At 33.9% G+C, this 24,723-nt stretch carries 25 protein-coding genes and 1 pseudogene; 19 read left to right on the top strand and 7 right to left on the bottom strand.

Annotation, left to right across the window (positions count from 1 at the left end):
• Positions 1-13: 13 nt before the first annotated feature.
• Complete coding sequence (locus J5U23_RS14335) at positions 14-919, bottom strand: translation elongation factor (RefSeq protein WP_218266471.1); 906 nt, start codon at positions 917-919, stop codon at positions 14-16.
• A gap of 50 nt (positions 920-969) precedes the next feature.
• On the opposite strand from J5U23_RS14335, the gene J5U23_RS14330 reads away from it, so the two are divergent.
• Positions 970-1,251: a TIGR00304 family membrane protein gene (locus J5U23_RS14330; protein WP_218258750.1), complete on the top strand. Its 282-nt coding sequence runs from the start codon at positions 970-972 to the stop codon at positions 1,249-1,251.
• Here the strand turns inward: J5U23_RS14330 and J5U23_RS14325 are convergent.
• Complete coding sequence (locus J5U23_RS14325) at positions 1,248-2,339, bottom strand: zinc-binding dehydrogenase (protein WP_244988803.1); 1,092 nt, start codon at positions 2,337-2,339, stop codon at positions 1,248-1,250. The two genes, J5U23_RS14330 and J5U23_RS14325, sit on opposite strands and share 4 nt — an antisense overlap.
• Positions 2,340-2,418: 79 nt before the next feature.
• Here J5U23_RS14325 and J5U23_RS14320 point away from each other — a divergent pair, with 79 nt between their 5' ends.
• Together J5U23_RS14320 and J5U23_RS14315 are read left to right on the top strand one after the other, a co-directional pair.
• Positions 2,419-3,753, top strand: a complete 1,335-nt coding sequence (locus J5U23_RS14320) for a DEAD/DEAH box helicase family protein (RefSeq protein WP_218266469.1) — start codon at positions 2,419-2,421, stop codon at positions 3,751-3,753.
• Positions 3,740-5,197, top strand: coding sequence for a DUF790 family protein (locus J5U23_RS14315; RefSeq protein ID WP_218266468.1), 1,458 nt, complete (start codon positions 3,740-3,742; stop codon positions 5,195-5,197). Before J5U23_RS14320 ends, J5U23_RS14315 begins: the two co-directional genes overlap by 14 nt.
• Here the strand turns inward: J5U23_RS14315 and J5U23_RS14310 are convergent.
• Positions 5,184-6,809 carry a B12-binding domain-containing radical SAM protein gene (locus J5U23_RS14310; protein ID WP_218266467.1) on the bottom strand — a complete coding sequence of 542 codons (1,626 nt, stop codon included), beginning with the start codon at positions 6,807-6,809 and terminating at the stop codon, positions 5,184-5,186. The genes J5U23_RS14315 and J5U23_RS14310 overlap by 14 nt on opposite strands.
• 127 nt (positions 6,810-6,936) lie before the next feature.
• Here J5U23_RS14310 and J5U23_RS14305 point away from each other — a divergent pair, with 127 nt between their 5' ends.
• Positions 6,937-8,079 (top strand): metallopeptidase TldD-related protein, encoded by a 1,143-nt coding sequence (locus J5U23_RS14305; RefSeq protein WP_218266466.1) that lies wholly within the window; start codon positions 6,937-6,939, stop codon positions 8,077-8,079.
• 32 nt (positions 8,080-8,111) lie between these two features.
• Positions 8,112-8,660: a class I SAM-dependent methyltransferase gene (locus J5U23_RS14300; RefSeq protein ID WP_218258744.1), complete on the top strand. Its 549-nt coding sequence runs from the start codon at positions 8,112-8,114 to the stop codon at positions 8,658-8,660.
• Here the strand turns inward: J5U23_RS14300 and J5U23_RS14295 are convergent.
• Positions 8,644-10,065 carry a tRNA uridine(34) 5-carboxymethylaminomethyl modification radical SAM/GNAT enzyme Elp3 gene (locus J5U23_RS14295; protein ID WP_218266465.1) on the bottom strand — a complete coding sequence of 474 codons (1,422 nt, stop codon included), beginning with the start codon at positions 10,063-10,065 and terminating at the stop codon, positions 8,644-8,646. The genes J5U23_RS14300 and J5U23_RS14295 overlap by 17 nt on opposite strands.
• A gap of 76 nt (positions 10,066-10,141) precedes the next feature.
• On the opposite strand from J5U23_RS14295, the gene J5U23_RS14290 reads away from it, so the two are divergent.
• The 7 genes from J5U23_RS14290 (at position 10,142) to J5U23_RS14260 (ending at position 15,070) form a co-directional block, all read left to right on the top strand.
• Positions 10,142-10,774: an HAD family hydrolase gene (locus tag J5U23_RS14290; RefSeq protein ID WP_218266464.1), complete on the top strand. Its 633-nt coding sequence runs from the start codon at positions 10,142-10,144 to the stop codon at positions 10,772-10,774.
• Positions 10,775-10,850: 76 nt separating this feature from the next.
• Positions 10,851-11,135, top strand: coding sequence for a twin-arginine translocase TatA/TatE family subunit (locus tag J5U23_RS14285; protein ID WP_218267556.1), 285 nt, complete (start codon positions 10,851-10,853; stop codon positions 11,133-11,135).
• A gap of 36 nt (positions 11,136-11,171) precedes the next feature.
• Positions 11,172-11,489, top strand: coding sequence for a twin-arginine translocase TatA/TatE family subunit (locus J5U23_RS14280; RefSeq protein WP_218266463.1), 318 nt, complete (start codon positions 11,172-11,174; stop codon positions 11,487-11,489).
• Positions 11,473-12,345, top strand: coding sequence for a twin-arginine translocase subunit TatC (gene tatC, locus J5U23_RS14275; RefSeq protein WP_218266462.1), 873 nt, complete (start codon positions 11,473-11,475; stop codon positions 12,343-12,345). The genes J5U23_RS14280 and tatC overlap by 17 nt, the downstream gene beginning before the upstream one ends.
• 144 nt (positions 12,346-12,489) lie before the next feature.
• On the top strand, positions 12,490-13,446 hold the full coding sequence (locus J5U23_RS14270) for an ABC transporter substrate-binding protein (protein ID WP_218266461.1): 957 nt from the start codon (positions 12,490-12,492) through the stop codon (positions 13,444-13,446).
• Positions 13,447-14,433 carry a FecCD family ABC transporter permease gene (locus tag J5U23_RS14265; protein WP_218266460.1) on the top strand — a complete coding sequence of 329 codons (987 nt, stop codon included), beginning with the start codon at positions 13,447-13,449 and terminating at the stop codon, positions 14,431-14,433.
• On the top strand, positions 14,411-15,070 hold the full coding sequence (locus J5U23_RS14260; RefSeq protein ID WP_218258737.1) for an ABC transporter ATP-binding protein: 660 nt from the start codon (positions 14,411-14,413) through the stop codon (positions 15,068-15,070). Before J5U23_RS14265 ends, J5U23_RS14260 begins: the two co-directional genes overlap by 23 nt.
• Before the next feature lie 135 nt (positions 15,071-15,205).
• Here J5U23_RS14260 and J5U23_RS15945 read toward each other — a convergent pair.
• Positions 15,206-15,306: pseudogene (locus J5U23_RS15945) on the bottom strand (phosphate ABC transporter ATP-binding protein); the annotation flags it as partial.
• A 64-nt stretch (positions 15,307-15,370) separates the two neighbouring features.
• Between J5U23_RS15945 and J5U23_RS14255 the strand changes: the two are divergent.
• From J5U23_RS14255 to J5U23_RS14235, 5 genes are all read left to right on the top strand, one after another.
• Positions 15,371-16,396, top strand: a complete 1,026-nt coding sequence (locus J5U23_RS14255) for a pyridoxal-phosphate dependent enzyme (protein ID WP_218266459.1) — start codon at positions 15,371-15,373, stop codon at positions 16,394-16,396.
• Positions 16,393-17,055, top strand: a complete 663-nt coding sequence (locus J5U23_RS14250; RefSeq protein ID WP_218266458.1) for a DUF72 domain-containing protein — start codon at positions 16,393-16,395, stop codon at positions 17,053-17,055. Before J5U23_RS14255 ends, J5U23_RS14250 begins: the two co-directional genes overlap by 4 nt.
• Positions 17,056-17,139: 84 nt before the next feature.
• Entirely contained in the window at positions 17,140-17,964 is an 825-nt protein-coding gene (gene proC, locus J5U23_RS14245; RefSeq protein WP_218266457.1) for a pyrroline-5-carboxylate reductase, read from the top strand.
• Positions 17,965-18,018: 54 nt separating this feature from the next.
• Positions 18,019-20,175 (top strand): hypothetical protein, encoded by a 2,157-nt coding sequence (locus J5U23_RS14240; RefSeq protein ID WP_218266456.1) that lies wholly within the window; start codon positions 18,019-18,021, stop codon positions 20,173-20,175.
• Positions 20,172-21,782, top strand: a complete 1,611-nt coding sequence (locus J5U23_RS14235; RefSeq protein ID WP_218266455.1) for a hypothetical protein — start codon at positions 20,172-20,174, stop codon at positions 21,780-21,782. The genes J5U23_RS14240 and J5U23_RS14235 overlap by 4 nt, the downstream gene beginning before the upstream one ends.
• Here the strand turns inward: J5U23_RS14235 and J5U23_RS14230 are convergent.
• Positions 21,763-23,028 (bottom strand): hypothetical protein, encoded by a 1,266-nt coding sequence (locus J5U23_RS14230; RefSeq protein WP_218266454.1) that lies wholly within the window; start codon positions 23,026-23,028, stop codon positions 21,763-21,765. The genes J5U23_RS14235 and J5U23_RS14230 overlap by 20 nt on opposite strands.
• Before the next feature lie 15 nt (positions 23,029-23,043).
• Here J5U23_RS14230 and J5U23_RS14225 point away from each other — a divergent pair, with 15 nt between their 5' ends.
• Positions 23,044-23,331 (top strand): hypothetical protein, encoded by a 288-nt coding sequence (locus J5U23_RS14225; protein WP_218258730.1) that lies wholly within the window; start codon positions 23,044-23,046, stop codon positions 23,329-23,331.
• On the top strand, positions 23,316-23,981 hold the full coding sequence (locus J5U23_RS14220) for a hypothetical protein (protein WP_218266453.1): 666 nt from the start codon (positions 23,316-23,318) through the stop codon (positions 23,979-23,981). The genes J5U23_RS14225 and J5U23_RS14220 overlap by 16 nt, the downstream gene beginning before the upstream one ends.
• A gap of 36 nt (positions 23,982-24,017) precedes the next feature.
• Here the strand turns inward: J5U23_RS14220 and J5U23_RS14215 are convergent, their stop codons facing one another.
• Positions 24,018-24,707, bottom strand: a complete 690-nt coding sequence (locus J5U23_RS14215) for a hypothetical protein (protein ID WP_218258728.1) — start codon at positions 24,705-24,707, stop codon at positions 24,018-24,020.
• Between the last annotated feature and the right edge of the window lie 16 nt (positions 24,708-24,723).

Here is a 24,723-nt window from a genome sequence, read left to right as displayed (position 1 = left end):
AATACTAATTAACTTATAAACTAATATATCCAGCGACTCTTGGTTTTCCTTGTCTGACGTTAACGTTTAAGACAAGTATCCTATTGTCAACAATAGGTATTGGAACAGATGACATAATCTTAGCTTTTTGATTATCGACTTTTATATTAGCTGCAATTCCATGACCCTTAACTATTATGTGATTTTGACCTTGATTCATGGTAGACCATTTGTAATTAGTTATTTGTCCTTCTATTTCCTTTACAACCTTAACATTTGGTTTAACTAAATACAGTAAATCTTCTATTTCCTCTTCTTTTACGTTTTTCAGAGCAAACCCTATTCTAACTCCAGTTGAAACACTCTTTTGATCCTCATCTAAAACTTGAATACTCTTTATTTCAACCTCCTTATTATAAGGTAATGCAACTAATTTCTCATGAACTTCAACATTGGTAAATGAGAATCCAGTAACTACGGTTCCAACACCTTTGACTGTGAATACTCTATCTACATACACTATTCCCTTATCCTCCTCTTCGGTCTCGCTTAAGTCTGGAATATCATTATATAGATCGAATTTAGTAAAGGAGCTTAAAGAGCCTAAAATATTATTTATTTTACCTTGGTCTAAGTTAGATATTACTATCTTGTTATGCGTATTTAGAGAATCAATTAAAAGTGCTAGTTCCCCATCCATCCACGTTAAAGTTTCTGGTATATATAATATTGTAGTCGACGAGAGTGATAATGCTTCAGCTAAATCTATAATTTTTTCTGGATACTCTGTAGTCAATAGTATTGATCTAATGTATTCGCCCTTTTTTCTATAATATATTTTTGTCTTGGCGGTTTCATGAAGCTTACCTAGTTTTTCGGCTATCTCAGTTACTTTGTTCTTATCTGATGATAAGACTGTAATTATATTCCCGTAATACATCCGCTCACCTTAATATAAAGTTTATAAAGCTTATAACAAAAGATTAACATATGAAGTTAATTGCGGCTGGTCTCACATTAATATTTCTTGGTTTCATCCTACTCTTCCTAGGTTTGGTATCACAAGTTCAAACTCCCCAGACAACTACTTCATCTTCTCCGCAATTCGCAGGATTAGTGTTATTAGGACCAATTCCAATAGCCTTTGGTAATGTCCCACCATCGGTCTTAAGTAACCTAATTATAGTGGGTGTTGTATTTACCATAATAATCTTAATCATCTATTTAATAATGTTTATAATTGGAAGAAAAACTACCAGAGCTCCATTTTAGTTAGGAATTATTAAACTTCTTATTGCCTCTCCTTGCTCCAATAATTTTACTGCCTCGTTAATTTCTTCTAATCTGAACTTTCCAGTCACTAATGCAGTAGGGTCATATTTTCCCAATTTTACAAGTTCAATAAGTCTAGGCATATCTACCCTAGGCCTCCCTCCATAGTCTCCTATGATTTTAATACCCTCTCTAACTATACTTGCTATCCTAATTGGAATTTCAGCAGTAGTTGGAGGTAATCCTACTAGTACTACCTTTCCTCCTATTCTAACCATATCTAAAGACATTTTCACTGTTTCCGTAGTTCCTGCTACTTCTATTACAACATCCGGCCCTCCTCCAGTAATATTCTTAACAGCTCTAACAACATCAGTCTCCTTAGAGTTAACTACATCACTAGCTCCTAGCTCTAACGCCTTTTCCAATTTCCATTTTCTAGTTCCGACTGCTATTATTCTTCCGGCACCAGCAATCTTTAACATCTGTATCACAGACAATCCTACACCGCCAACTCCAATTACAGCAACTGTTTCACCAGGTTCTATTTTAGCGGAATTTACAGCACCATAAGCAGTTAAACCTGCGCAACCCAATACTGCAACCTTTCTTAAATCTAAATCTTCCGGAACTTTAGTTAATGCAGTATAAGGTATTATTGCGTATTCTGCAAATCCTCCTCCTAAAAATGCCCTTATTGGAGTTCCATCCTTAAAGTGTAATCTAGTTGTACCATCTAATAATGTTCCATTTAGTCTATTTTTAGCAAAGACTTCACATAAATTCTCCTTTCCCGTTATACAATTTTTACATTTACCGCAGGGATGAATAAATGCTGATATAACCCTATCACCAGGTTTAAAGTCTGTAACGTTATTTCCTACCTCCTCTATAACACCAGCTATCTCATGCCCCGCAATGACTGGTGGAGAGACTGGAGTTTTACCTTCAAATACATTTACATCTGAATGACATAAGCCAGTTGCCTCAATTTTAATTTTTGTTTCACCTGCCTTAGGTTCATCTATTTGAATATTATCCTCAATAATTAATGGCTCATTATATTTATACAATAATGCTCCTTTCATTAGTATAAGGTATAGTATAATCATATTTAAACATTTCTAAACATCTCCCTTTATAACTGCGAAAACTATTCATTATATCGTGGTACGATTACGATACTTTAAAGGTTTATTACTATCCGATTTTTCAGCTCCCGGTTTAACTTGGAATGATGAGTTTAAGTGCTATATAGGCCAAGCAAACAGGTATCGAGAAGTCCTTTCTTACTACAAGAGGTCTCACGTTGAAGTTGAGGATAGCGTTCTAGAGTTATTACCTTTTCCTTTGATTGTAGATCGAATAAGATTAAGGGAATATCAGCAAGAGGCTTTGAATGCATGGTTAAAGAGTAAGCTAGGGATAATAGTGATTCCCACTGGAGGTGGAAAAACTGTAATAGGATTGAAGGCCATAGCTCTGATTAGGCTTGCTACACTAATAATAGTGCCTACAATCGATTTATTACAGCAATGGTATGAAAATATAAGAGAGTTACTTGGAGCTGAGGCGGGGAGGGTAGGGGGAGGATATGATGAACTTAAGGGAATAACCGTAATTACGTATGATTCAGCGTACACTCAGCTAGAGAAAATAGGAAATAAGTTTGGATTAGTAATTTTTGATGAGGTTCATCATCTACCTTCAGAAGGATATTCCATAATAGCTCAAGGTTTAGCTGCCCCATATAGATTAGGTTTGACTGCTACGCCAGAAAGAAGTGACGGAAGACACAAACTGTATCCATCACTCGTTGGGCCCGTAGTATATAGGATTACAGTTTCTAACCTAGTCGGAAAATATCTTTCAAGTTTTGAAACTCAACGTATATACGTAAATCTCACTGAAGATGAAGAGAAATTATATAGGCACTATAGAGGAATCCTAAGGAAATTTTTATCTCAACGTAATCTTAAGTTAAAGTCGTTGAATGATTTCAATAGGCTAGTTAGGCTAGCAGTTAAGGATAAGGAAGCTAGAGAGGCATTATTAGCATGGCATGAAGCTCTTAAGATAGCTGTAAATTCCAAGGCAAAGTTAGAGAAGCTTAAAGACTTGCTCAAGGAGCTAAATGGTGAGAAAATTATAATATTTACTAGAAATACGTCAATGGCATACGAGATATCAAGACTATTCTTAATTCCTGCAGTTACATACAAGACGAATAAGCAGGAAAGGATAGAGATTCTGGAGAAATTTAGATCCGGAAAATACAATGTAATAGTGACTTCTAGTGTCCTCGATGAAGGTATTGATGTTCCAGATGCTTCTATTGGTATAGTTCTAGGAGGTTATGGAACCTCTAGGCAATTCATACAGAGGTTAGGTAGAATCTTAAGGAAGAAAGAGAATAAAAAAGCTAGATTGATAGAAATAATAACTAAAGGTACTAGTGATTATAATTTAAGTAAAAGGCGAAGACAAAATGCTAACCTCTGATCTAGCGAGGTTTAAGATAGAAAATCAGAGGATAATTCCACTATTTGCTACAGATTCTGACATAGATGTAGCAAAGGAAGTCATTGACATGTTTAAAATAGGAGCAAAAGTTGGTGATATTCTAGAAGACCTAAAATATTTATCTAAAATATATGATTATAAACTTGTCAAGGGATTAGGGAAAATTTATCTAAGATATTGTACGGTTGAAAGTGCGACTAAGATTGATTATATAGAATTGCGTAGGCAATTATTTAGTAGGGGTCCAGTATTAGATGAGAATGATAAGGAGAGAGTATTAAAAGAGATCAGTGACCTTTTTCACGTTGATCCAATAAAGGCGATGTATGAAGACCTTGACGTTGAAAAGAAAATAGTGGAACTCCCTAAATTTTCTCCAGAAGATCTATTAAAAATATATAATCTTTCCCTTTTGCAAACCATTATTTTCAACGCGTATAAGGTTACAGTTTCCGTTAGTGATGGCTGGAAAGAAATCGCGAGAAGAATAAAAATGCTAGGATTAATGTATTTAGCATATGAAAATCCGCTTAGAATAGAGATTTTTGGTCCATTGTCCCTAGTAAAGATGACAGAGAAATATGGGAGAAATTTAGCTGCATTAGTACCGTTTTTAGTCTCTAAGAATAAGTGGACTATTATAGCTGATATAGTTTTAGGCAAAAGTAAAAGAAGAACCTATAGACTGGAACTCTCGAGCGGCTATTCTAAACTCTTTAAGTATATTAATGATGAAGAGATGGAAAAGAGGTTTGATAGTTCAATTGAGGAAAAATTTTACGAGGAGTTCAGAAGGGTCATAAGGGATTGGAATATAGTAAGGGAACCAGAACCTATAGTGATAGAAAAAAGGCTTTATTTTCCGGATTTTGTACTCAGTAAAGGTAATATCAAAGTGTATGTAGAGATAATGGGATTTTGGACTAAAGAATATGTAAATTCTAAGATAGAGAAACTGAGAAACTTTAAATATCCGATTTTAGTTCTCTTGAATGAAGAGCTTTCTTACGAAAATTACATTCCGGATATTTTAAATGTAATAAAATTTAAGAAAAAAATTGATATAGGTAAACTGTATTCAGCTTTAAGACGCTTTCAAGCAAATGTTAACGAGGATATCGACTTAAGTGATGTTAATGACGATATTATCTTGATTAAGGAACTGTCTGCCAAATATAATGTTGATGAGAAGATAGTTAGAAGCAAGTTGATGCAAAGACCTGATTATATAGTACTTAAAAATTACGCTATAAAGAAAACGTTTATAGAAGAGCTAAAAAAGGAAGATTTCTCAAATACGCAACTTTCTTCATTAGTTAACAAATATGGAAATTATATAGTTGACGTTATAGATTATCTAGGTTATAAAATTGTCTGGAAAAACATTTCTGATGCAATTGTAGAAAAGATCAAAGAGGTTTAAAGGCTAATCTGAATAACCAGTAGATCGCCTTTATCACTCCCGTAGTGTTATTGAGATTGATGCTTGCGAAAGTGTACGCATATTTCCCTTGTGTCTCTTTTAGTTGTTTAAATACCCATTCAATGCTGTCGAATATTTTGTCTATCATGTATTGGACAGTCCTTTGAGCGAATTTGTTCTTGATACCTCCAGTGAGAATTGGTATCATCTCTCTCGTTATCTGTAAATCGTATTTCCACGATATGTATAGTAGATCCCAATATCTGGTGGGCATTTTTTCTAACACTGGATATGGATTATTTCTTATATAAGAAACTCCCATAGGTATGACCGGCAATGGGAATATCCACGCTTTAAGTTTATGATCAATTATGGACTGAACTAAATCAATTGATTGATCAACATCTTCATTTGTCTCCTCTGGATAACCTATTGTCATAGTGTAACAAGGATAGATGTAATTATCGTTCATTATCGCAGTTGCATCAAGTATGACATCTTTCCACTCTCTAGGAGTCCAAGGGAAGGGCTTTGCTCTCATGTACTTACTTAGTATCTTCTCACTTCCACTCTCTAGTCCAACCACTGGAGCAGCAGCTCTATCCTCATTATATCTTGCAATCTCAGACATAGCCTTTACTGTTTGTGGACTACTTCTAACAGCTGGGGCAGAGATATGTGGAAACCATATCCCATCTACTCCCATATTCATGGTTTCGGTGAATAATTTTGTAATAGCTTCGTGATTTACCCTCAACTTCTGTGAACCGTATAGTAGAACATCATCAGTTATGAATTCAACCCTCTTTATACCAGCCCTCATGTTGACTTCAACTTCCTTCTTCACAACATCTAATGGTATCGTTCTAAAGGTTTCAGGAGTTATTGGACAGAATTGACATCCTCTTGGACATCCTCTGGTTATCTGAACTTCCCCTAGTCTTGCAGGATTTATTATTGGTGGTATTTCATTTACCTTTGGATTCTTGCCATAGACAACTTTAGGAACTTCTTGTCCATCAATTATGGATTTTACAACTCGTGGTAAATCTGCTTCAGCTTCTCCTATGAATATAACATCTGCCCAATCCGTATTCTCCTTGGTTAACTCCCAGCTCCCTGGCCCACCCACTATTACTTTAAAATTATACTTTGACTTAAGCTTCGAGATCTTTTCTCCAAATTCTTCGAAATATTTGGCTGTCCATGTAGGACCACCTCCAAATATCATACTTAGCTTAAAGCTAACTGGATTTAAGCCAAAGGGATCATGAACTGTTAATCCTACTACTTTAGTCTTCTGGTTTATTGCCTTCTCTAGTCTATGCGGGGGTATTACTGCAACGCTATCGAATCCCGCATGAACAAGCGTACTTTCTACTTTTCTAAGAGCATATGGTGCTACTATTGCTCTTCCTTCAGAATCCACTGGGACATCTGGAGTGAAGAATCTATCCATAAAGAATTTGGGTACCAGTCTTGATGGCATGCAAGCTACATAACCTAATACACTGGAACCCCCATAATCTGTAAAAGACCCCTTATCAGTGGTTAATACGATCTCCCACACCATAATATTATATTTTACTTTCCTAATATAAAAAGTATTCATTATAGGGCATGTAAAAGAGTAATATTTAATTTACGTAAACTTTTTTATTGTATATAGAATTATACTAAAGCTTGGAACTATTACGCCTAATTACTTTTAGCTAGTTAAATGTAAATGATCTTACTATGTGAGAAAGTTAAAAAGGGAGGTATATAATTTAAATAATATTGAGATGTTACACCAGGATGTTAAATATTCTGAAGAAGTGATAGAGGCTGAATTTTCAGTTGAAGGATATAGTCTCATTGATTATAAAAGATCTTATACGTTAAGTCGAGCTTTAGTTAGTGGTAAATGGATAGTTTATGATGGTAACAAATTAGAGAGTAGTCAAAAAATAAAGGAGTTTGAAATTTGTGAAGACTTTTATCATGAATCCGTGAAGACGTGGATGAATAAGGAAAAGTATTCCAGACTCTTCACTAATATTAAATTAAATGAAGATGACCAACTAAAAGTTATAAGCAAGAAAATTTCAAAGTCTATCTCAATTCACGATGTTAAGGAGTGCCGTGAAGAAAAAGTAGTAAACTATGTAAAGTATAACGATTTAAATTTCTCATATGCTGGTGACCCTAAAGATATACCGTCAATTGTAGAATATTTAAGGGCAAGTCAGTCTCAACTTACTTCTCCATCTAGACAAGTCTTAACTGAGAGTGGCAGACTAACTTTCATATTAGATTCTGAAATAGTAGCCTCCATTTTTCATTACGTTCTTAGGAATTTTTTAAATGGCAACTCACCTAAGTTGAAATTAAATGAAAAAATATCAAGTGAAATTACAATTTATGATAATCCATTAAATTCATTCTCCTCATCCTTTTCAGTCTTTGATGATGAGGGAGTAAAAACAAAGAAAAAAGAGATTATTGGAGATGGAATAATTACAAATTATTTAGGAACACTTACTTCAAAGTACGGTGAAGCAGGAAACGCGCGAGGCATTTTACCAAAACCAGATTATTTCTCCTTAGAAGTAAAGCAAGGAGACTGGTCTCTTAATGAACTAATTGATGAAAGTAGAGGAGCGTACATTGCCATGGGTGTTAAGAACTCGGAATTAATACGTAATAGTATTAGAATAACTCCGAGAAGTGTAGTTAAAATAGGCCAAGGACAAATATTCTTTAGGGAGATTGCGATTCCACTTCAAGAACTGGTTACAATTGATGCTGTTACTAGAGAGAATAGAGGGGTATTTATTGACGAGGAACATGGAGGTGTAACTCCATACGTAAGAATGAAGGTAAGAGCGATATTATACTAAAGCAAGATATAATAAATGCATATGATAATATAGTGTATAGAAGAAAGCCTAATCCTTATGTCAAATTGATAAATGGAGATAAAATTGTTGATGTAGGTTGTGGATCAGGTCAAAATTGTGACCAATTTAAGGGAAGACTAGTTATTTGCTTAGATCTTTCACTAAACCAATTAAATCAAGCTCGTAAAAGAGGATGTCAAAATTTAGTACAGGCAGATATGGAATATTTACCATTTAGAGATTCATCAGTTGATTCTTTAGCTTATATAGCGTCTCTTCATCATTTAAGGGATCCGTCTCAAGCCTTAAGGGAGGCTCATAGGGTGTTAAAAGATGAAGGTGACATACTAGTTACTGTATGGTTGGTACAACTAAAGTTTTTCTTCTTAAGAAGGTATACAATTAAGAGAAGTCTCATAAACGGCAAAGAGGTTAGACGTTTCTATAGACTCTATTATCCTTGGGAATTAAAGCGAATAATGGAAAGCAAGGGTTTCGTTACAAAAATCTATAAGTTATATAGAGTAAATAGTTTATTGCCAAATAATTCCCTTTATTACGGTATTAAATCAACTGCTTAGACATATAAGGACCTTCTTTTACATAGCCTCTTTTAGCATAGTATTCTCGAGCACCTATTCCAGATAAAACAGAAATTTTCCGCATATCGAATTCCTCTCTCGCAATCTTTTCAGCTTCGCTTAATAACTTACTTCCATACCCTCTATGTTGAAAACCCAATTCATCCCAGCTTCCTATAGGTACTTCTATCCCGTATACATGAAGTTCTCTTACTATGGCCGTCTTTCCATCTATCTCTTTCCTATGAGCCTCATTTGATGGTATTCTTAATCGTAAATAACCTATTAAAATCTCTTTATCATCCTCAAAAGACAGGAAAATTTCAGAACCTTCACTTGCTTCATAAACTTCCTTGTAAAGATGAATTTTAGTACCATCTGGTAATAATCCCCTATGTTGCCACATCATCCCAACTTCCCTAAATCTAATTTCATTAATCTTAATTCCTTTCTCTAAGACCTTTTTCTCTACCAATTCTCTTAAGTTTCCCTTTTTGTTACCGTCTAAGATTACATTAGCAGGAATATCTCTTTGTATTCTCATCACTCTAACCCATTTAGGAATATATCTATACATTTCAGATATTAATTCAACCAAAGTCTCCGTATCATAAGGCTTATATAATCCCCTTCTCCATAAATTCGCTAACGGCGCAGTTTCAACCACTAAGGTAGGATATATTTTCAACATATCCGGCCTAAAATTAGGATCAGAAAATATTGTCTTAAATGCCTCCAGATCCTTATCAGGATCTGATTTAGGAAGACCAAGCATTACATGATAGACCACTTTGAACCCTGAATCCTTCAGTATTCTAGTAGATTCTATGGAATCTTTTACGGTATGACCCCTATTGGTGAACTTTAAAATGTCATCGTATACAGTTTGGACTCCTAATTCAACTTTGGTTGCACCTAATCTTAGCATTTGATCTGCGTGCCACTCCTTAGCCCAATCCGGTTTCGTTTCAATTGTCATTCCTACACAACGTACTCCTGCCTTTTCGTTTTTCACTTGTGCATCTTCTAAATACACAAAAGAAGGTTTATCAGAACTAGGAAATCTATTCATAGCCTCTAATGCATAGGTCACAAACCAATCTTGATAATCTATGGGTAATGATAGGAAAGTACCGCCCATTATTATTAACTCTACTTTACTTGGAGTATGTCCATTCTCAACATATTGTCTTAATCTTGACTGTACTTGATGGAATGGATCGTAATCGTTTTCTATTGCCCTCATTAAAGTGGGTTCTCTACCATAGTAGCTTTGGGGGGTACCCACATCTACTCCTCCGGGACAGAATATGCACTTTCCATGCGGACAAGAATGCGGGTGAGTCATTATCGATACTATTGTAACGCCAGAAAGCATCCTAGTTGGTTTCCTTATTACTTGCATTAAACTATACTACTCTTTATTCATATTTAGGACTTACTGTGTTAAAACTTTAATATTTCCAGTAAGGTTATAACTTATGAGAAAAGCAGTAATATTTGACCTAGATGGTACTTTAGCGAATACAGATGAAGTTCACAAATTAGCCTGGGAAATTGCTTTACGAAAACTAGGATATGACGTTAAAGTGGATATTAGATATTTGCTCGGTAGGAAAACGATAGACATAGCAAAGATTTTGATTGGAGAGAGTCATGCGGAAAAATTGGCTTCTGTAAAAACCGAAATTTATAACGAATTAGTGAAAACTTTGGCAAAACCTAAACCTTGCGTAATGGGGCTAATAAATCGTTTGAGAGATGTCAAAATACCTATTGCAGTGGTAACCTCGTCGATGCGTAACTCTGCTGTTCAAGTTTTAAAGGTAATTAATGTAGAACCAGATGTCCTAATTACAGGAGATGACGTTAAACTAGGAAAGCCTAATCCTATGCCGGTAATAGAGGCAATTAAAAAATTAAATGTAGATCCTAATGAAAGCGTAGGAGTAGGAGATACAATCTATGATGTAATGGCATACTATTCAGCTGGAATAAGTAAGATTATAGTGGTAAGGAGTAGTGTTCCTCTAGATGTAGAAGAGGCAAGAAAGTACGATGCAAAGATATTGGATTCATTATGTGAAATATCGGATTGGTTTGAATTATTTTAATACTATTTAACCTTCCACTCGAATGGAAACAAAGTTTTTAATCTCACAATTCGACTTTTCTGATAAGGATGGGAAAATGTTAGGGAACCCTTACGATTGGATCATAATACTAGTAGTAATTGCTGTACTATTCTTTGGAGCATCCAAAATACCAGAACTATTTAGATCGATGGGGAGAGCTGTTGGAGAGTTCAAGAAGGGTAGGGTAGAGGCCGAAATGGAGTTGCAGCAAATGCAAGCTCAGAACCTTCAACAACCGTTAGTTCAACAACAGCAACCTAATGTTCAAGACCTAGAGAAACAAATAGCTGAATTACAGAAACAGTTAGAGGAGTTAAAGAAATCTAAGCAGAATCAATAAAATAATAAATACTTTTTTTACCTAGGTGAGATAGGAATGATTAGCAACTTAAGTGACTTTTTAGTAGTGGTAGTTGTGTTTATACTGTTGATGGCTGGAGATAAAAATGCTGGAAATACCGCTAAGTCAATAGGGAGGTTTTTAGGTGAAATAAGGAAAAGACAAAACGAATTTAAGAACGAGTTAATGAGGGAGTTAAATAGTGTAGAGGCTATTAATAACACTCCTTTTACTGGATCTAATTTCAAATACGTAAAGGTTACAAATCAAGAAAGAGTTAAAGAATTAGAGGCTCAAATAAAACGATTACAAGAGGAATTGGAGAGGCTGAAAGCTAGTGACGGAAAGAACTAGAGAGGTTGCAAAGCTTGAAGAAAGACCTTTAATAGAACATTTAAGAGAATTGGCGTACAGATTAAGGAGAATTTTAATTGCTCTCGCAATAACTTTTATGATATATTTTATGCTGGGTTTAGAATTAGTTAGAGTATATTTACCTTATCCATTCTTTGGTCTTAAATACGTTTTAGCGGAAGTTCCCGTTTTATACCCATCTCTATTTGATAGTATATCTGTACAACTGACACAGCTTTTCATATATAATGAGCTACCTAAAGGCGTGAAATTAATAATCATAAATTTGTTCGATCCACTTTTCGCATCCTTTTATATTTCCCTGTATCTGGCAATATTTACTACAATCCCTATCATTGTAAGGGAAATTTGGGCATTTGTAGCTCCGGGATTATATGAACATGAGAAGAAACTTTTCAAGAGTATAATATTTCCTGCCTTTTTATTGTTTGCCTTAGGTTCTGCCTTTGCTTACTTTCTTCTTATTCCCTTAATGTTAAGGATAATACTCTTATATGCTACTGCTTTAGGTTCTGCAGTGGAGCCAACTTTAGGCCTAAGGTCCTTTGTAAGTACAGTAATGACGTTACTAATTGCTACTGGATTATCTTTTGAACTACCCTTAATAATGGGCGGCTTAACGGGTATTGGAGTTGTAAAGTCAATTACGTGGCTTAAAAATTGGAGATGGGGAGTTCTAGTATCCTTTATTATCGCATGGATAATTTCACCAGGTACAACTGGAGGCATAATAGAGACAGTAATAGGAGTAACCTTGTCTACCCTATACTTTATTGGTGCATTAATAAGTAAGTTTATGGAAAAAGGTAGAAGAAATAACCCTAGAAAACTTTAGAAAGAATTTAGAAAAATTGCTTGATTTGTTTTATGGAGTTCTAATCATACGATTAAGGTAGTTGATAGAATGAGCCTCAATTTAATATTTTCTTATTCTAGCTGAGCCAAAAAATTTATAGTCTGGATAGTCTATCCATACATTATGCCAAACGTAAAAGTGATTGGTACGATAGTAGCTATAATTATAATAGTGAGTGTAATTTCAGTCTTCTATTATTATAAGAGTTATTCTACATCGCAACCCGTAACTTTTAATAATAATTTCAGAATTATATCATTAGCACCTAGTGATACACAAATTCTAATAAGTTTAGGTTTAGGTAAATATATAGTGGGAATTGATTACTATTCATACCAGTTATTGCAATCTCTTAACCTCACAAAGGATGTGCCATCAAACGTTACCGTGTTTTCTCAAATATCTCCTCCAAATATTTCCGGCCTACTACTATTACACCCAACGGTTATTGTGGTTGAAGAAGGGCTTATAGGAAGTTACATAGACCAAATGAAAGAAGCTGGACTTAACGTCTTAATTACGAATAATGATTTTGCAAGTACCTATTCCCAGATAGAAAATTGTATATTAAAAGTAGGAGAGTATTTTAATGTAACTAGTAAAGCTCAACAGTTAATAGATTGGATGAATCAGAAAATAAGCGATTTCTCTACTACAGGGAATACAAGCGTAGCTTATTTATTATGGATATGCCCAGATTTAAGTTTCTACACCGCTGGTGGGAACGTTTTTATAAATAGCATAATTGTTCAAGCGGGCGGTATTAACGTTTTTGCGAACTACTCTGGCTATCCATTATTAACCCCGTCACCACTATTGATAACAAAACCCTCTGTCGTAATTGCGCAGGAAGTATATAATTTAACTTACACCAACTACTTAATTTCCCAATATAAGGGAATAAATAGTAGTAATGTCTATATAATGGGAAATCTAGCAACTAACCTATTAAATGAACCAGGACCACTTTCGGTGTATTCCATACAAGTTATTAAACTCATAATTGAGGGAAAGGCACCACATTTCATTTCAGACAATTGGGTGATAAACAATCTTAATGTAACTCTCCCGGTGTTTTAGATGGTTCGTTTAAGTGGTATTTTTTTAATTATAGGATTTATTATTTCATTTTTACTTGGGTTACTCTATGGTGATGTTACTATACCGATTAGCGAGATTTTCCATCCTAGCGGAGTTTACGCTTATATATTGCTTGACATAAGATTACCTACCTTAACTGTGGCAATTCTCATAGGTGCAATCTTATCCACATCTGGGGCAGTTCTTCAAATGTTATTGAGAAATCCACTCGTAGATCCCTATATAAGTGGGACAGCATCTGGTGGGGCTTTTGGGGCAGTTCTTACGTATTTACTACTGATGCTTAATTTGCCATTTTCATGGATATTATACTTCCAACCTTTGGTAGCGTTCTTCACTGCAACGCTAGCAACCTTGATAACCATAATTATTGGAAAGAAGTCAGGATATCTTGGTCTTGTAATTGGTGGTGTCTTAGTCTCGTTCATTTTCTCATCTCTAGTAACGGTCATATTATCAGTGATGAGTGCTAAATATCCTCAAATACCCCCACTTACCTTTTGGCTCTTGGGAGATATTAGCGTAGTTGGCTGGTTTAATGTCATAGTATTGTCAATATTTGCCATTCTCTTACTTTACTTTAGCCTATCAAATTCTAGATTGATAGACTTACTATCAATAAGTGATGAGATTAGTTATTCTCAAGGGGTGAATCCTAATAAGCAGAGAGTCTTCTGGCTATTATTCATAAGTCTTGTAGTAGCTTACTGTGTTTCAATAGCCGGTATTATAGGATTTTTAGGCATAATAGTTCCACATATTATTAGGAGATTAATTGGAGGAAATACAAGCCAGCTAGTGACGTATTCCTCACTATTAGGTTCAACAATCTTAATTCTAAGTAACATTTTATCTCATGGTATATTTGGTTATTTTATTCCTCTGACTGCGCTTCTTTCAATCATGGGAGCTCCAATAATGATATTCGCATTGGTGAGAAAAGATGTTGACGTTAAGGAATATTAGTGTAAGATTAGGAGGCAAATTAATTTTGTCAGGTATTTCTTTTAATGCAGGAAAAGGTATTAATGTAATTTTAGGACCAAACGGAAGCGGTAAGACTACATTGCTAAGAGCGATAATTGGGATGATAAAATATGATGGTGAAATAAGAGTCGATGGTGAAATATCATACGTTCCAGCTGAATTTTTCTCTCCTAGTATGAAAGTTCTAGATGTATTAAAAGCAGGTAGAAAAAGGGCTAATTATGAATCATACATAAAGGAGTTAAATGTGGAGAAGTTTCTTGAGAGAGATTTCTCCACCTTAAGCTCTGGAGAAAGAAAACTAATCTTAGTAACAAAGGCTCTAGCTGAGGGAGACAATGTAATAATGGATGAACCTCTTTCAAATTTTGACGTTAAAAATAAATTCTTTGTGCTAAATATTTTAAAGAAGTTTAACCATAAGACCTTTCTGATTACTTCTCATGAGCTAGAAACTTTAAGATATGCTGATAAAGTTATCGTGATCAATAAAGGAAAATTGGAATATGAAGGAGGAGTTAGCGATCTTTCTGACGATCTACTTTCCAACGTATATGGTATAAAACTCAAAAAAATACAAGTTGATGGTAAAACATTCTTTAATGTTACGGGATAATAAGCGTTTAAAGGGTGGCAGAGTAATTTGTAGTTAAAGCTTATGTTAGATTAGATTACGATGTAGTTAAGTTTTCATTAGACTACAAACTTTTATAACTTAACTATGTGTTTTCATCAAAGAAATTAATTAAATCTAACTTATCCTGCCTATAACGTATTTTTCAGTTAACTCGTTTTTTGGCGAGGTAAATATTTCATTAGAAGGTCCCATTCTACTAATTCTCCATTGTATAACTTATGTTTTTATATAATCAAAGCTAGCAAACTTGTTATATACTTTAGATTCATGATTAGTAGTATGGTAAAAGAGGTTTGTATGAAATGCAAAAAGGAAAGGGAAAGTATATATGAGATTAAATGTAACAAATGTGGAGGACCATTCGAGATTCTGTTAGATTTTGAATTTGATAAGAATTCTGAGAGAGGTTTTCCCTATAGCGAAAAGAATTTCCCCTACGTCAAACATTTCATATCCCTAGGAGAGGGAAGAACTCCATTAATTAAAAAGGGGAACATATGGTTTAAACTCGACTTCTTAAATCCATCGGGGTCGTACAAGGATAGAGGAGCAGTGACTCTGGTCTCTTATCTTGCGGAAAAAGGTGTAAAACAAATTAGTGAAGACTCTTCTGGAAATGCAGGATCAGCAATAGCTGCGTATTCTGCAGCTGCTGGTATTGAGGCATACATTTTCGTTCCTGAAACGGCAAAAGGAGGAAAACTTAAGCAGATAGAATCCTATGGTGCTCACGTTGTTAGAGTAAGGGGGAGTAGAGAAGATGTGGCAAAAGCTGCAGAAAACTCCGGTTATTACTACGCATCACACGTTTTACAGCCTCAATTTAGGGATGGAATTAGATCTCTAGCATATGAAATAGCAAAGGATTTAGATTGGAAAACTCCTAATTATGTTTTCATTCCAGTATCAGCAGGAACTTTACTTTTAGGTGTTTATAAGGGATTCAAGCACTTACTAGATTCCGGTGTCATATCGGAAATGCCTAAAATCGTAGCAGTGCAAACAGAGCAAGTTATGCCACTTTGTGCCAAATTCAAAAATATTTCTTACACGCCACCAGACAAGGTTACCTCAATTGCAGACGCTCTAGTGTCAACTAGACCATTTCTATTGGATCATATGTTAAAGGCCACTAGTGAATGTATAGTTGTAAGTGATGATGAAATAGTAGAAGCTTGGAAGGAATTGGCTAAGATGGGACTACTAGTAGAATATAGTTCTGCCACTGTATTTGCTGCTTATAAGAAATTCAGTGTTAACGATGCAGTATTAGTTTTAACCGGAAGCGGATTAAAGGTATTATGAAGGTTTTTGTTGGAACCTCTGGTTGGGTCTACGACTGGAATGAAGATAAGACATTAGAGTGGTATGTTAAGAATAGTGGGCTTAACGCAGTAGAGGTTAATATGACGTTTTATCGATATCCTACAAGAAAGCAGGTTGAAAGGTGGAGTAAATTTAAGGAGATTAGATGGGTAGTAAAGGTAAATAGGAAGATTACTCACGTAAAAAGGCTAAAAGATTTTCAGTCTTGGAAAGAGTTTCAACAAATAGTTGACTCATTGAATCCTGACTTTTATTTGTTTCAATTACCACCAACTTTTAAGAGGAATTCAGAAAATGAGAAGAGAGTAATTCAATTTGCTGAAGTATTAAAGGATAAAATGGCCGTTGAGTTTAGGAACATTGAATGGTACTTAAAGCCCTTTAATGTTAATTGTGTAATTGTCTCAATAGATTCACCAATAGGTACGTATATTATAAAGAATAACGATTACGTTTACCTAAGATTTCATGGAAGAGGTGTTTGGTACACTTACGATTACTCTGAGAAGGAACTAGAGGAGTTGACAGATAAAATAATCTCGTTAAATCCTAAGTACGTTTATGTGTTTTTTAATAACAATCATTGGATGCTTGATAATGCTAGATATATGCTTAAAATTTTAGCTGAGAAATCTTAAAGTGTGTGATGATAAGGGACCACATGGAGTGGTGAAGATAACTTACCCGTCTGAATATTTAAGTTCCAGAGCATTTTGAAAATTATGGAAGATTTAACTATTGGCATATTAGGAGCTGGTAAAATAGGTTCTGCAATAGTAAGGGCAATAAGGCTAAAATATCCTAGCATCCACGTAATTGCTACTGCGAGAAAAGATGAGACTTTAAGAAATGTAAAAGATCTAGAGGTAGAGACTACTAAGGATAACAATTATGCAGTTAATAAATCAGACGTAATAATCTTAAGCGTTAAGCCTCAGCATTTTCCTACTGTTCTAAGGCAAGTTGGCATAGAGTCATGGAAAGGTAAGGTAGTAATTTCAATAATGGCAGGGGTTAAGTTATCTACACTATCTACTCTACTTAATAATGCTGAGGTTTATAGAGCCATGCCAAACATTAATGCAATAGTATATAAGTCTACTACTGCAATTGCTGAGAATAACGGGAAAAGTAGAGAATTAGTGGAGAACATATTTAAGACACTAGGTAACGTATACTGGCTTCCAGAAGAATACTTGGATATTTGGACTGCACTAGTAGGCAGTGGTCCAGCTTTTATATCTGAAATTATAGATGCGTTAAGTTTAGGTGCAGTTGCTTGTGGAATGCAAAGAGAGATAGCTTACAATGCAGTTTTAGATATGATAAGTGGAACTATAATTATGCTTAAAGAGGGTAGAATAGATCATCCTATGCTATTACGTGATCAAGTGACTACACCAGCCGGCACCACAATAAGGGGACTCATGGTTATGGAAGCTAAGGGAGTTAAGTCAGCATTAATTGAGACAATAGAGGCATCATATAAGAGGGCAGTTGAAATAGGTAATGAGATCGATAGAAGTATTAGGAATAATAGCAAATAACGAGGTTACAATTAAGCTTAATAATAATATGGGAAAATAATTATTGCGGTAAATATGGATAAGCGTATAGCAACAATTATATTGAGTATAGTAAATATTATAGGTATCTTTGAATTTCCATTATACGAATCGTTCATAGGGTTCTTCTTTATTTCCTCCGCCTTGTCTATCCTTTATGAATCTCAACTATCCTTGATTGTACCAACAGTTCTATTCGCATCATTATTTTTATTACATATTATTACTATTCAGCTGCAAAAACTGATTATATTATCTATTCTCGTGTTGATTTCAATTATTGGTAAAAATAACAAATGGATTTATTCAATTCTTATAACCCTTGCGCCGGGTTTAATTATAAATAATTTCTACCTCTTAGTAATTATTTTGGCATTACTGATTCCCCTATTAATAAAACTTGGAGGTGAACCAAGGGCTATAATCATTTCGGGTATTTTATATTTAATCTATTCCGGTATAATATTTCCAAATAATGGGGCATTAGCTAATCAGATTTCACAGATATCATACTTTTATCTAGTGTTTGGAGTTATAGGGATAATTGTTGAAGACAAAAGAATTACTAGAATTACGTTAAGAAAAATTCTCCCATATTTGTCGTTTGTTCCCGCATCTTTTGCATCAATAATGTTAGGGTACCCAAGAGATTCTTCCTTTATTTACTGGTCAGCAAACTCATTTTATTTCTCGCACTTATATTTACCTTGGATATATGAAATAGGTTATAATTCGAATCAGCACTTAATCGCGGGCTGGTTTTTTGCTTATCTTTTAGCACTTCTCATAGAGAACCCTTTAATAACAGCGGAAGCATTTCTGTGGATTTTTACATTCTTATCCGGCTTAACGTCATATTATGTATTTAAGAGACTTAATTTGAAATATCCACTACTTTTCTCAGTGCTGTATCAGATAAATATATTTAATCCCATAGTATCTCACTCAATTTCAGTTTTTTCATACGCATTTCTACCTTTAGCCTTATTCTTTACATATAATAAGAATAAAGTGCTCTATTCGATTGTAACGCTGACTGCAGCATCTTCTATCCCGATCTTCATATCTACTCTGGTAATTCCATTAGTATACCGTAGGTATTACTTCCTATTGTACGCCCTAGGTGTTAATGCGTTTTGGTTAATTCCCTTCTTAATCTTTGGTTATGATAAATTTACATTTAACGTATCTAACATAGAAGTTCTTATCTCAATTATTCTAGTTTCAATGTCTGTTCTTTTATATCAATTGAGATTTAAAAATATTGAGACAGTTTATATGATTTTTATATCATTTATTCTACAAATATTAGGAATAAATACAGGACCATTAATTCTCCTTGCTACTATTTTAATATTTGGAAGCCTAAGAGACATCAGTGCCCTTTACTTGACCTTACTTACTGGTCTAGTTATTTTATCTACTACTAGTTTTTCATACGGCGTAATTTCAGGTTATGCAAATACTACGTTTTATACGTACAATCTGCCTAATTTACCCAAACCAGGGGAGTATGGGTTTGGAATTACGACATTAGTTAATAATCTCAACCTCACTGCTAGTGGAGAGCCTATCCAATTAATATCCTATAACGTTAAGTACTTCATATATAATTCAAGAGTTATTGAGAATCCTCTATATTTTGGATTTCCAATTCCAGCTATACCTAACTACACTCCACAATTAATGTTTTCATACATTTACTCTAATTCTTCAGTTAAAGTAATTTATTCACCCTTTGATAAACCACTAGGTCTTATAGTTTACTCTAACGTGACACCATCAAAAATTGAAATAGTATTTCCAACGCAGATTGAGAACATTAGTGGAATAAAAGGTCTGGTAAAGAACAATACAATTGAGATTATTACTAATAGTACCTTAACCATAATAGGAGGTAGAGTAACTGTAGATAATAGATCAATCTTTTCATCCTATTATAAACCTAAAATAACAACGAGTATGGGGATTGGCGAAATTACTGAAGTTATAGAGTCGAATTATTCAATTTACCTTCCAATACATGAGAGCTTAATTATTAACGGAAAAATCGTAAATCAATCAATAATTCTCCCTCCAGGTAAGTATACTATAGTGATTTCTGATGAAAAGATCGAATATGTAAGCTATGCTTCAATATCCCTTAGTATAGCATCTTTAGTGCTATTGATAAGAAGAGGGATGAGAGTATGAGAGCACTACTGGCATTCGTAATATTATTACTTTCCCTATCTACATTAATAACCTCATCTTTCTCGATACTGATAATATCGCCTAACATAGTAAGGATTTTATCCTACCAGCAAGTCGGAAATAATGTTTATAGCAGTCCATTATGGTCCAACGGAACTGCAATAGTGATTCATAATACGACTTATGAGTCAGTAATAGGTTCTTCTTATAGCTATGCCGTACAAGAAGTAAATTTTTCTAATTATTACATCTTCAACTATTCAACTAGGTATAGCTATTTATCAGGAGTTCAAGCAGGCGCTATAATACTAGCTGGACACGTAGATTTGAAAAAACCAGCAAATCAACAGCCGTATGTGTTAATTTATTCTGTAACTTCTGGCCAATTATTAGTTAAGACTCCCAACACTAGTTTGAGAATTGTGCTAAATAATCTACCAATTAGCGTGAGTGGTTTTCTTTTAATTCAATTTTCAAATGTAGAAGGTAATTTAACAGTTGTCTATGTTTCATTGAACGGCAACATTACTAGAGTAGTTTATATAACGCCTATACCTTGGTCTGAGGTGAAATATGCAGGTTGGTTTCAAAATTATGGTTTTTCCTACGTATATTACATCGCATCACCTAAATGTTTAGAAAGTCAACCAATGATAGCTGGAGAAACTTACTTATCACCAGATATCGTTAGCTCTCCAACGTGGAAACTTGGAGTTGCCAAAATTATTAACATAACTCCAACGTACGAGACAGTAGAAGGGCTAGTGGGTGGTAGTTATGTAGCTCAGTTCTATAATATATCACGATTGAATTATCTTATTTTAACGGTTAACTTTACGTATTATAATGGAAGTAATGTCGGGATTGAACTTTTAGGAAGCAATTTAAATTTGACAAAAACAGATCTCTCGCAAAAAGTATATGCTCTGTTATATTCGGTAAATAATGGAGAATTACAAATTAAATTACCAAACTCAAGTTTTAAAATTATTAATAGCACTTTGCCAGCTATTAGAGGAGGGTTACTGAGTATAGTGTTTTTGGATAATAATAACAATATAAGTTTATATGAAATTATTAACGCTAGTAAGATATACTATTTGAACATTACTACACCGATACCTTGGTCGAATATAAGTTATATTGGATGGAGAACCGATAATGGTATCTCAAAAATTTTCTTTGTTTCTCCAAATTTCATAATAGGATTACAAAGCATTCTAACGTTTGAACTTTTAGGAAATAACGCTACTGCTGTTCCGAATCAAGAATTCTACGTATATCTTGGCGATAATCTATCAAACTTGCAACTTTATTATAAAGGTCATACTGATTCCAATGGTCAATTTTCACTTCCATTACCCATAATATATCCCTCAACAACATCTTATGAATACGTAAGGATCGTTTGGGTTAATTCATCGACAAACGTAACTTTAATAATACCATTAATAAAAGGTGGAAGCAATTTATATATTCCTGCTAACGTCATATCAGTTGAGGAAAAAAGTATTGATGTAAGTGTAGACTACTATGCACTATTTTTATTTATTATACTTTTGTTCTTATTGGTAGCGTATATTTCTGCTAGAGAAAAACGCTTTTAAAATATCCTAGTTTTACGTAATTGTTTAAGAATTCATTAAGTTTGTTGACGTATTCAGTAATAGGACAATTCGTACATATTTCGTCACTGTTCAAAATCTCCTTAGAGTACCAATATAAGATTGGATTAGCTAGTTCTATATGGTTAGTCAAGGTTCTCATCACTATAGGTATCGAGTAGTTAACGTTAGTTTCTCTCTCTATTATATCTTTAGTCAACCTAGAGTAGTTACTCTTTGCAATGTAAGTGTTTAGTAACTTCATTAATATGTTATCAAAGAACGAGTAATCCTCATTTCTCATTATATATAATGAAGAATATATATATTCATTTACCGTAAATACGTTCTTCTCATGAAGTTCTCCAAGATTTATATCACCGATCTGAACGATATTGCCATCATCAGTTCTCAAGAATAAGCCGACTTTGACATTATTTCTATCTAAACTATTTTTATTGTTTAATATTTCAACTTCTTCAGTATGTAAACTACCTTTTTTACTTACTGAGAACATAGTCACTTCATGCCTTACTAGTTTTAGATTTCTCTGCAACATAGTGACGGAAGTCTGGCCTAACAACTCAACATCGTTGTATAGTGCAGTAAAGAAAGTCAACGATTTTCCATTTAAACTGATAATCGAGAAAGGATTCGAAGTATTAAATCTATCTAGTTTAAATAATGAAAGAACGTTATATACTGTTCTCATTTCTCTAATTTTATATGGTGTGACTTGATTTCTTTCGACGATGATTGGCGAGGAAGACGGCAATTCCATAATATCTATCACGCCTAATTCCAATGTTAAAGACAAATACTTTTTCTCACCTAAATGCAATAAAGGAATAATGTGTTTTTGCGGTATTTCAATTCTCTTGTATTCGTCAATTGAAGGTGGTTTTGGTCTTTCCCTCTTTCTTCTCTTTGATTTTTCTTCTTCTCCTCTTTCCTCTATACAATTCTCGAAAGAAACTCTTTGCGAAATCTTTAATTCCTCTATAGGTTGCGATATCATATTCTCTATCTCATCAATTAGCTCATATATTGCCTTATGAACAGTGGTTCTGGTAAATCTCTTTGTTATCCTTTTTGCTATTCCATCAATGCAGAGAATTGCAGTTAACGTATGAGGATCTTCCTTAGCTAAAACGATTTGCGTTCCATTACTCGTTTCTAATGCAGTAAAAGTTCCTTCTAAACTGTGTTCTATAACATATTCAAGGAGTTGGTAAGATTCTTCTTTCATTTTGCCCTTTTATTATTGCTAACCATTTTTATACATATTTTTCATAAACTCTTTTGGATGGAAACAGCTTTACAGTTGGCGAGAAAAGGGAAGATATTATATGCTCTAATGTTCCTCAAGGATTATGTAATAGAAAATCAAGAGAAATGGGATGATTCTATAGAGTCTTGTAGGGAGCTTCTAAATGCAATAATGAGTATGCCTTCACTTAATGACGAAAGTTGGAGAATCTTCGTACCAAGCATTACCTTAGAGGAGTTTGAAAAAATTACTTTTAGGGTAAATGAATGCATGCGATATTAGCGTATATTGACACTATAGTTTTTAATGTTATTAGGAAAGCCGCTTACGAAAATTTTTGTACAGCGTATACAATAAAATCCTATTCACCTTCGAAATTAGTTGCTTCCGTGGGTAATATCGTAATTTTCATAAGTAGAAGTAATACGACTGTTAGGATAAGTGTAAGATGCGGAAACAAGAAAAAACCGTTTTATATAAGAGTAAACAAGGATAGAATAACTTACGATGGAAATGAGATTGATGCAAATTCATTCATTTACCATATTGCATCGATAGAAAACAGATTATACGAATCTTTAGTATTAATGAGTGAAAATTGTAACACCCAGGAGATTTGCTACAAACAAAACAAGGGGATAAAGGAAATTTTAGTAGAAGGTAAAAAGATAAATATAAATGAAGATATTAAACGTAATTTGGAACAACTTTTAACAATAATCTATAAGAGAGAAGTTTCTATAGAATGCAATAAAAGTTCTTTATGTGTAAAGAAAGTTATAGCAACTAGAAGGAAAGTTTATGTGCAATTAATTGATGCTAAAAAGGAAAATTATTGGTACCTCGAGCTCAATGATTTAATAAATAAAATGCCAGACCATGCTCAAGAAATTCTTAACGTTATAAAGCAAATTCGTACTCAGTTAAGTTAGTTTTTCAGACTTAAATCTCAACCTTTTGCCATTCTTTCATAGTTTTGAGTATAGCCTTTCGAAGAAGCTCAAATCACCTAGAGATGAAATTAAGACTGCCTTTACTCCCAAATTATCAAGCGACTTGATAATTGAAAATATCTCATTCTCTAAGAAATAAGGTTGATCAAGATTCTTTACTAGTTCTCTATTCTTTTCAGTTATCACTATTAAATAAGGGATTGCTCTATCAATAAGCTTTGAACCATAATACTTAATTTGATCTACGTTTTTCATCCTAAGAACTAGGAAGAAATCAGCATTTGACTCTAATCTAGCCATAACTTCGTTCTCGTTTTTTCTTAAACTTATCATCATTCCACTTTTCACACCATATTCCTTTGCCACATTTACAGCATCATCTGACGACAAATAGCCCACTTCTTTGCCATATTTTGGTTTATCTCCTTTTGTAAAAGCTAGCTGGACATCTAACATCTTAGCAGTTATTGACAATGAACGAATAAATAATTCGTTAACGTCTAATAGTCTTTGGTTTATAATTATTGTTTTTTTATCTAGAGATAGAGAGTATCTAATTAACGAAGCTACAAATGATGGCATAGGTGATGGTATACCTAGAGGTGAGTCGGGTATATCAAATCCATCAAATGGAGATAAAGTTTTTATTTCCTTTAGCAGTTTCTCGATTTTTTTCTTGGGATGTAGTTCTACTAATATTTGCATTTAGAGTAGTAGTACA

Origin of the sequence: Saccharolobus shibatae B12 (genome assembly GCF_019175345.1) — an archaeon.
Classification (GTDB): Archaea; Thermoproteota; Thermoprotei_A; order Sulfolobales; family Sulfolobaceae; genus Saccharolobus; species Saccharolobus shibatae.
Note: the sequence above shows the minus strand (reverse complement) of the source record. Positions and strands in the feature narration are given on the sequence as shown.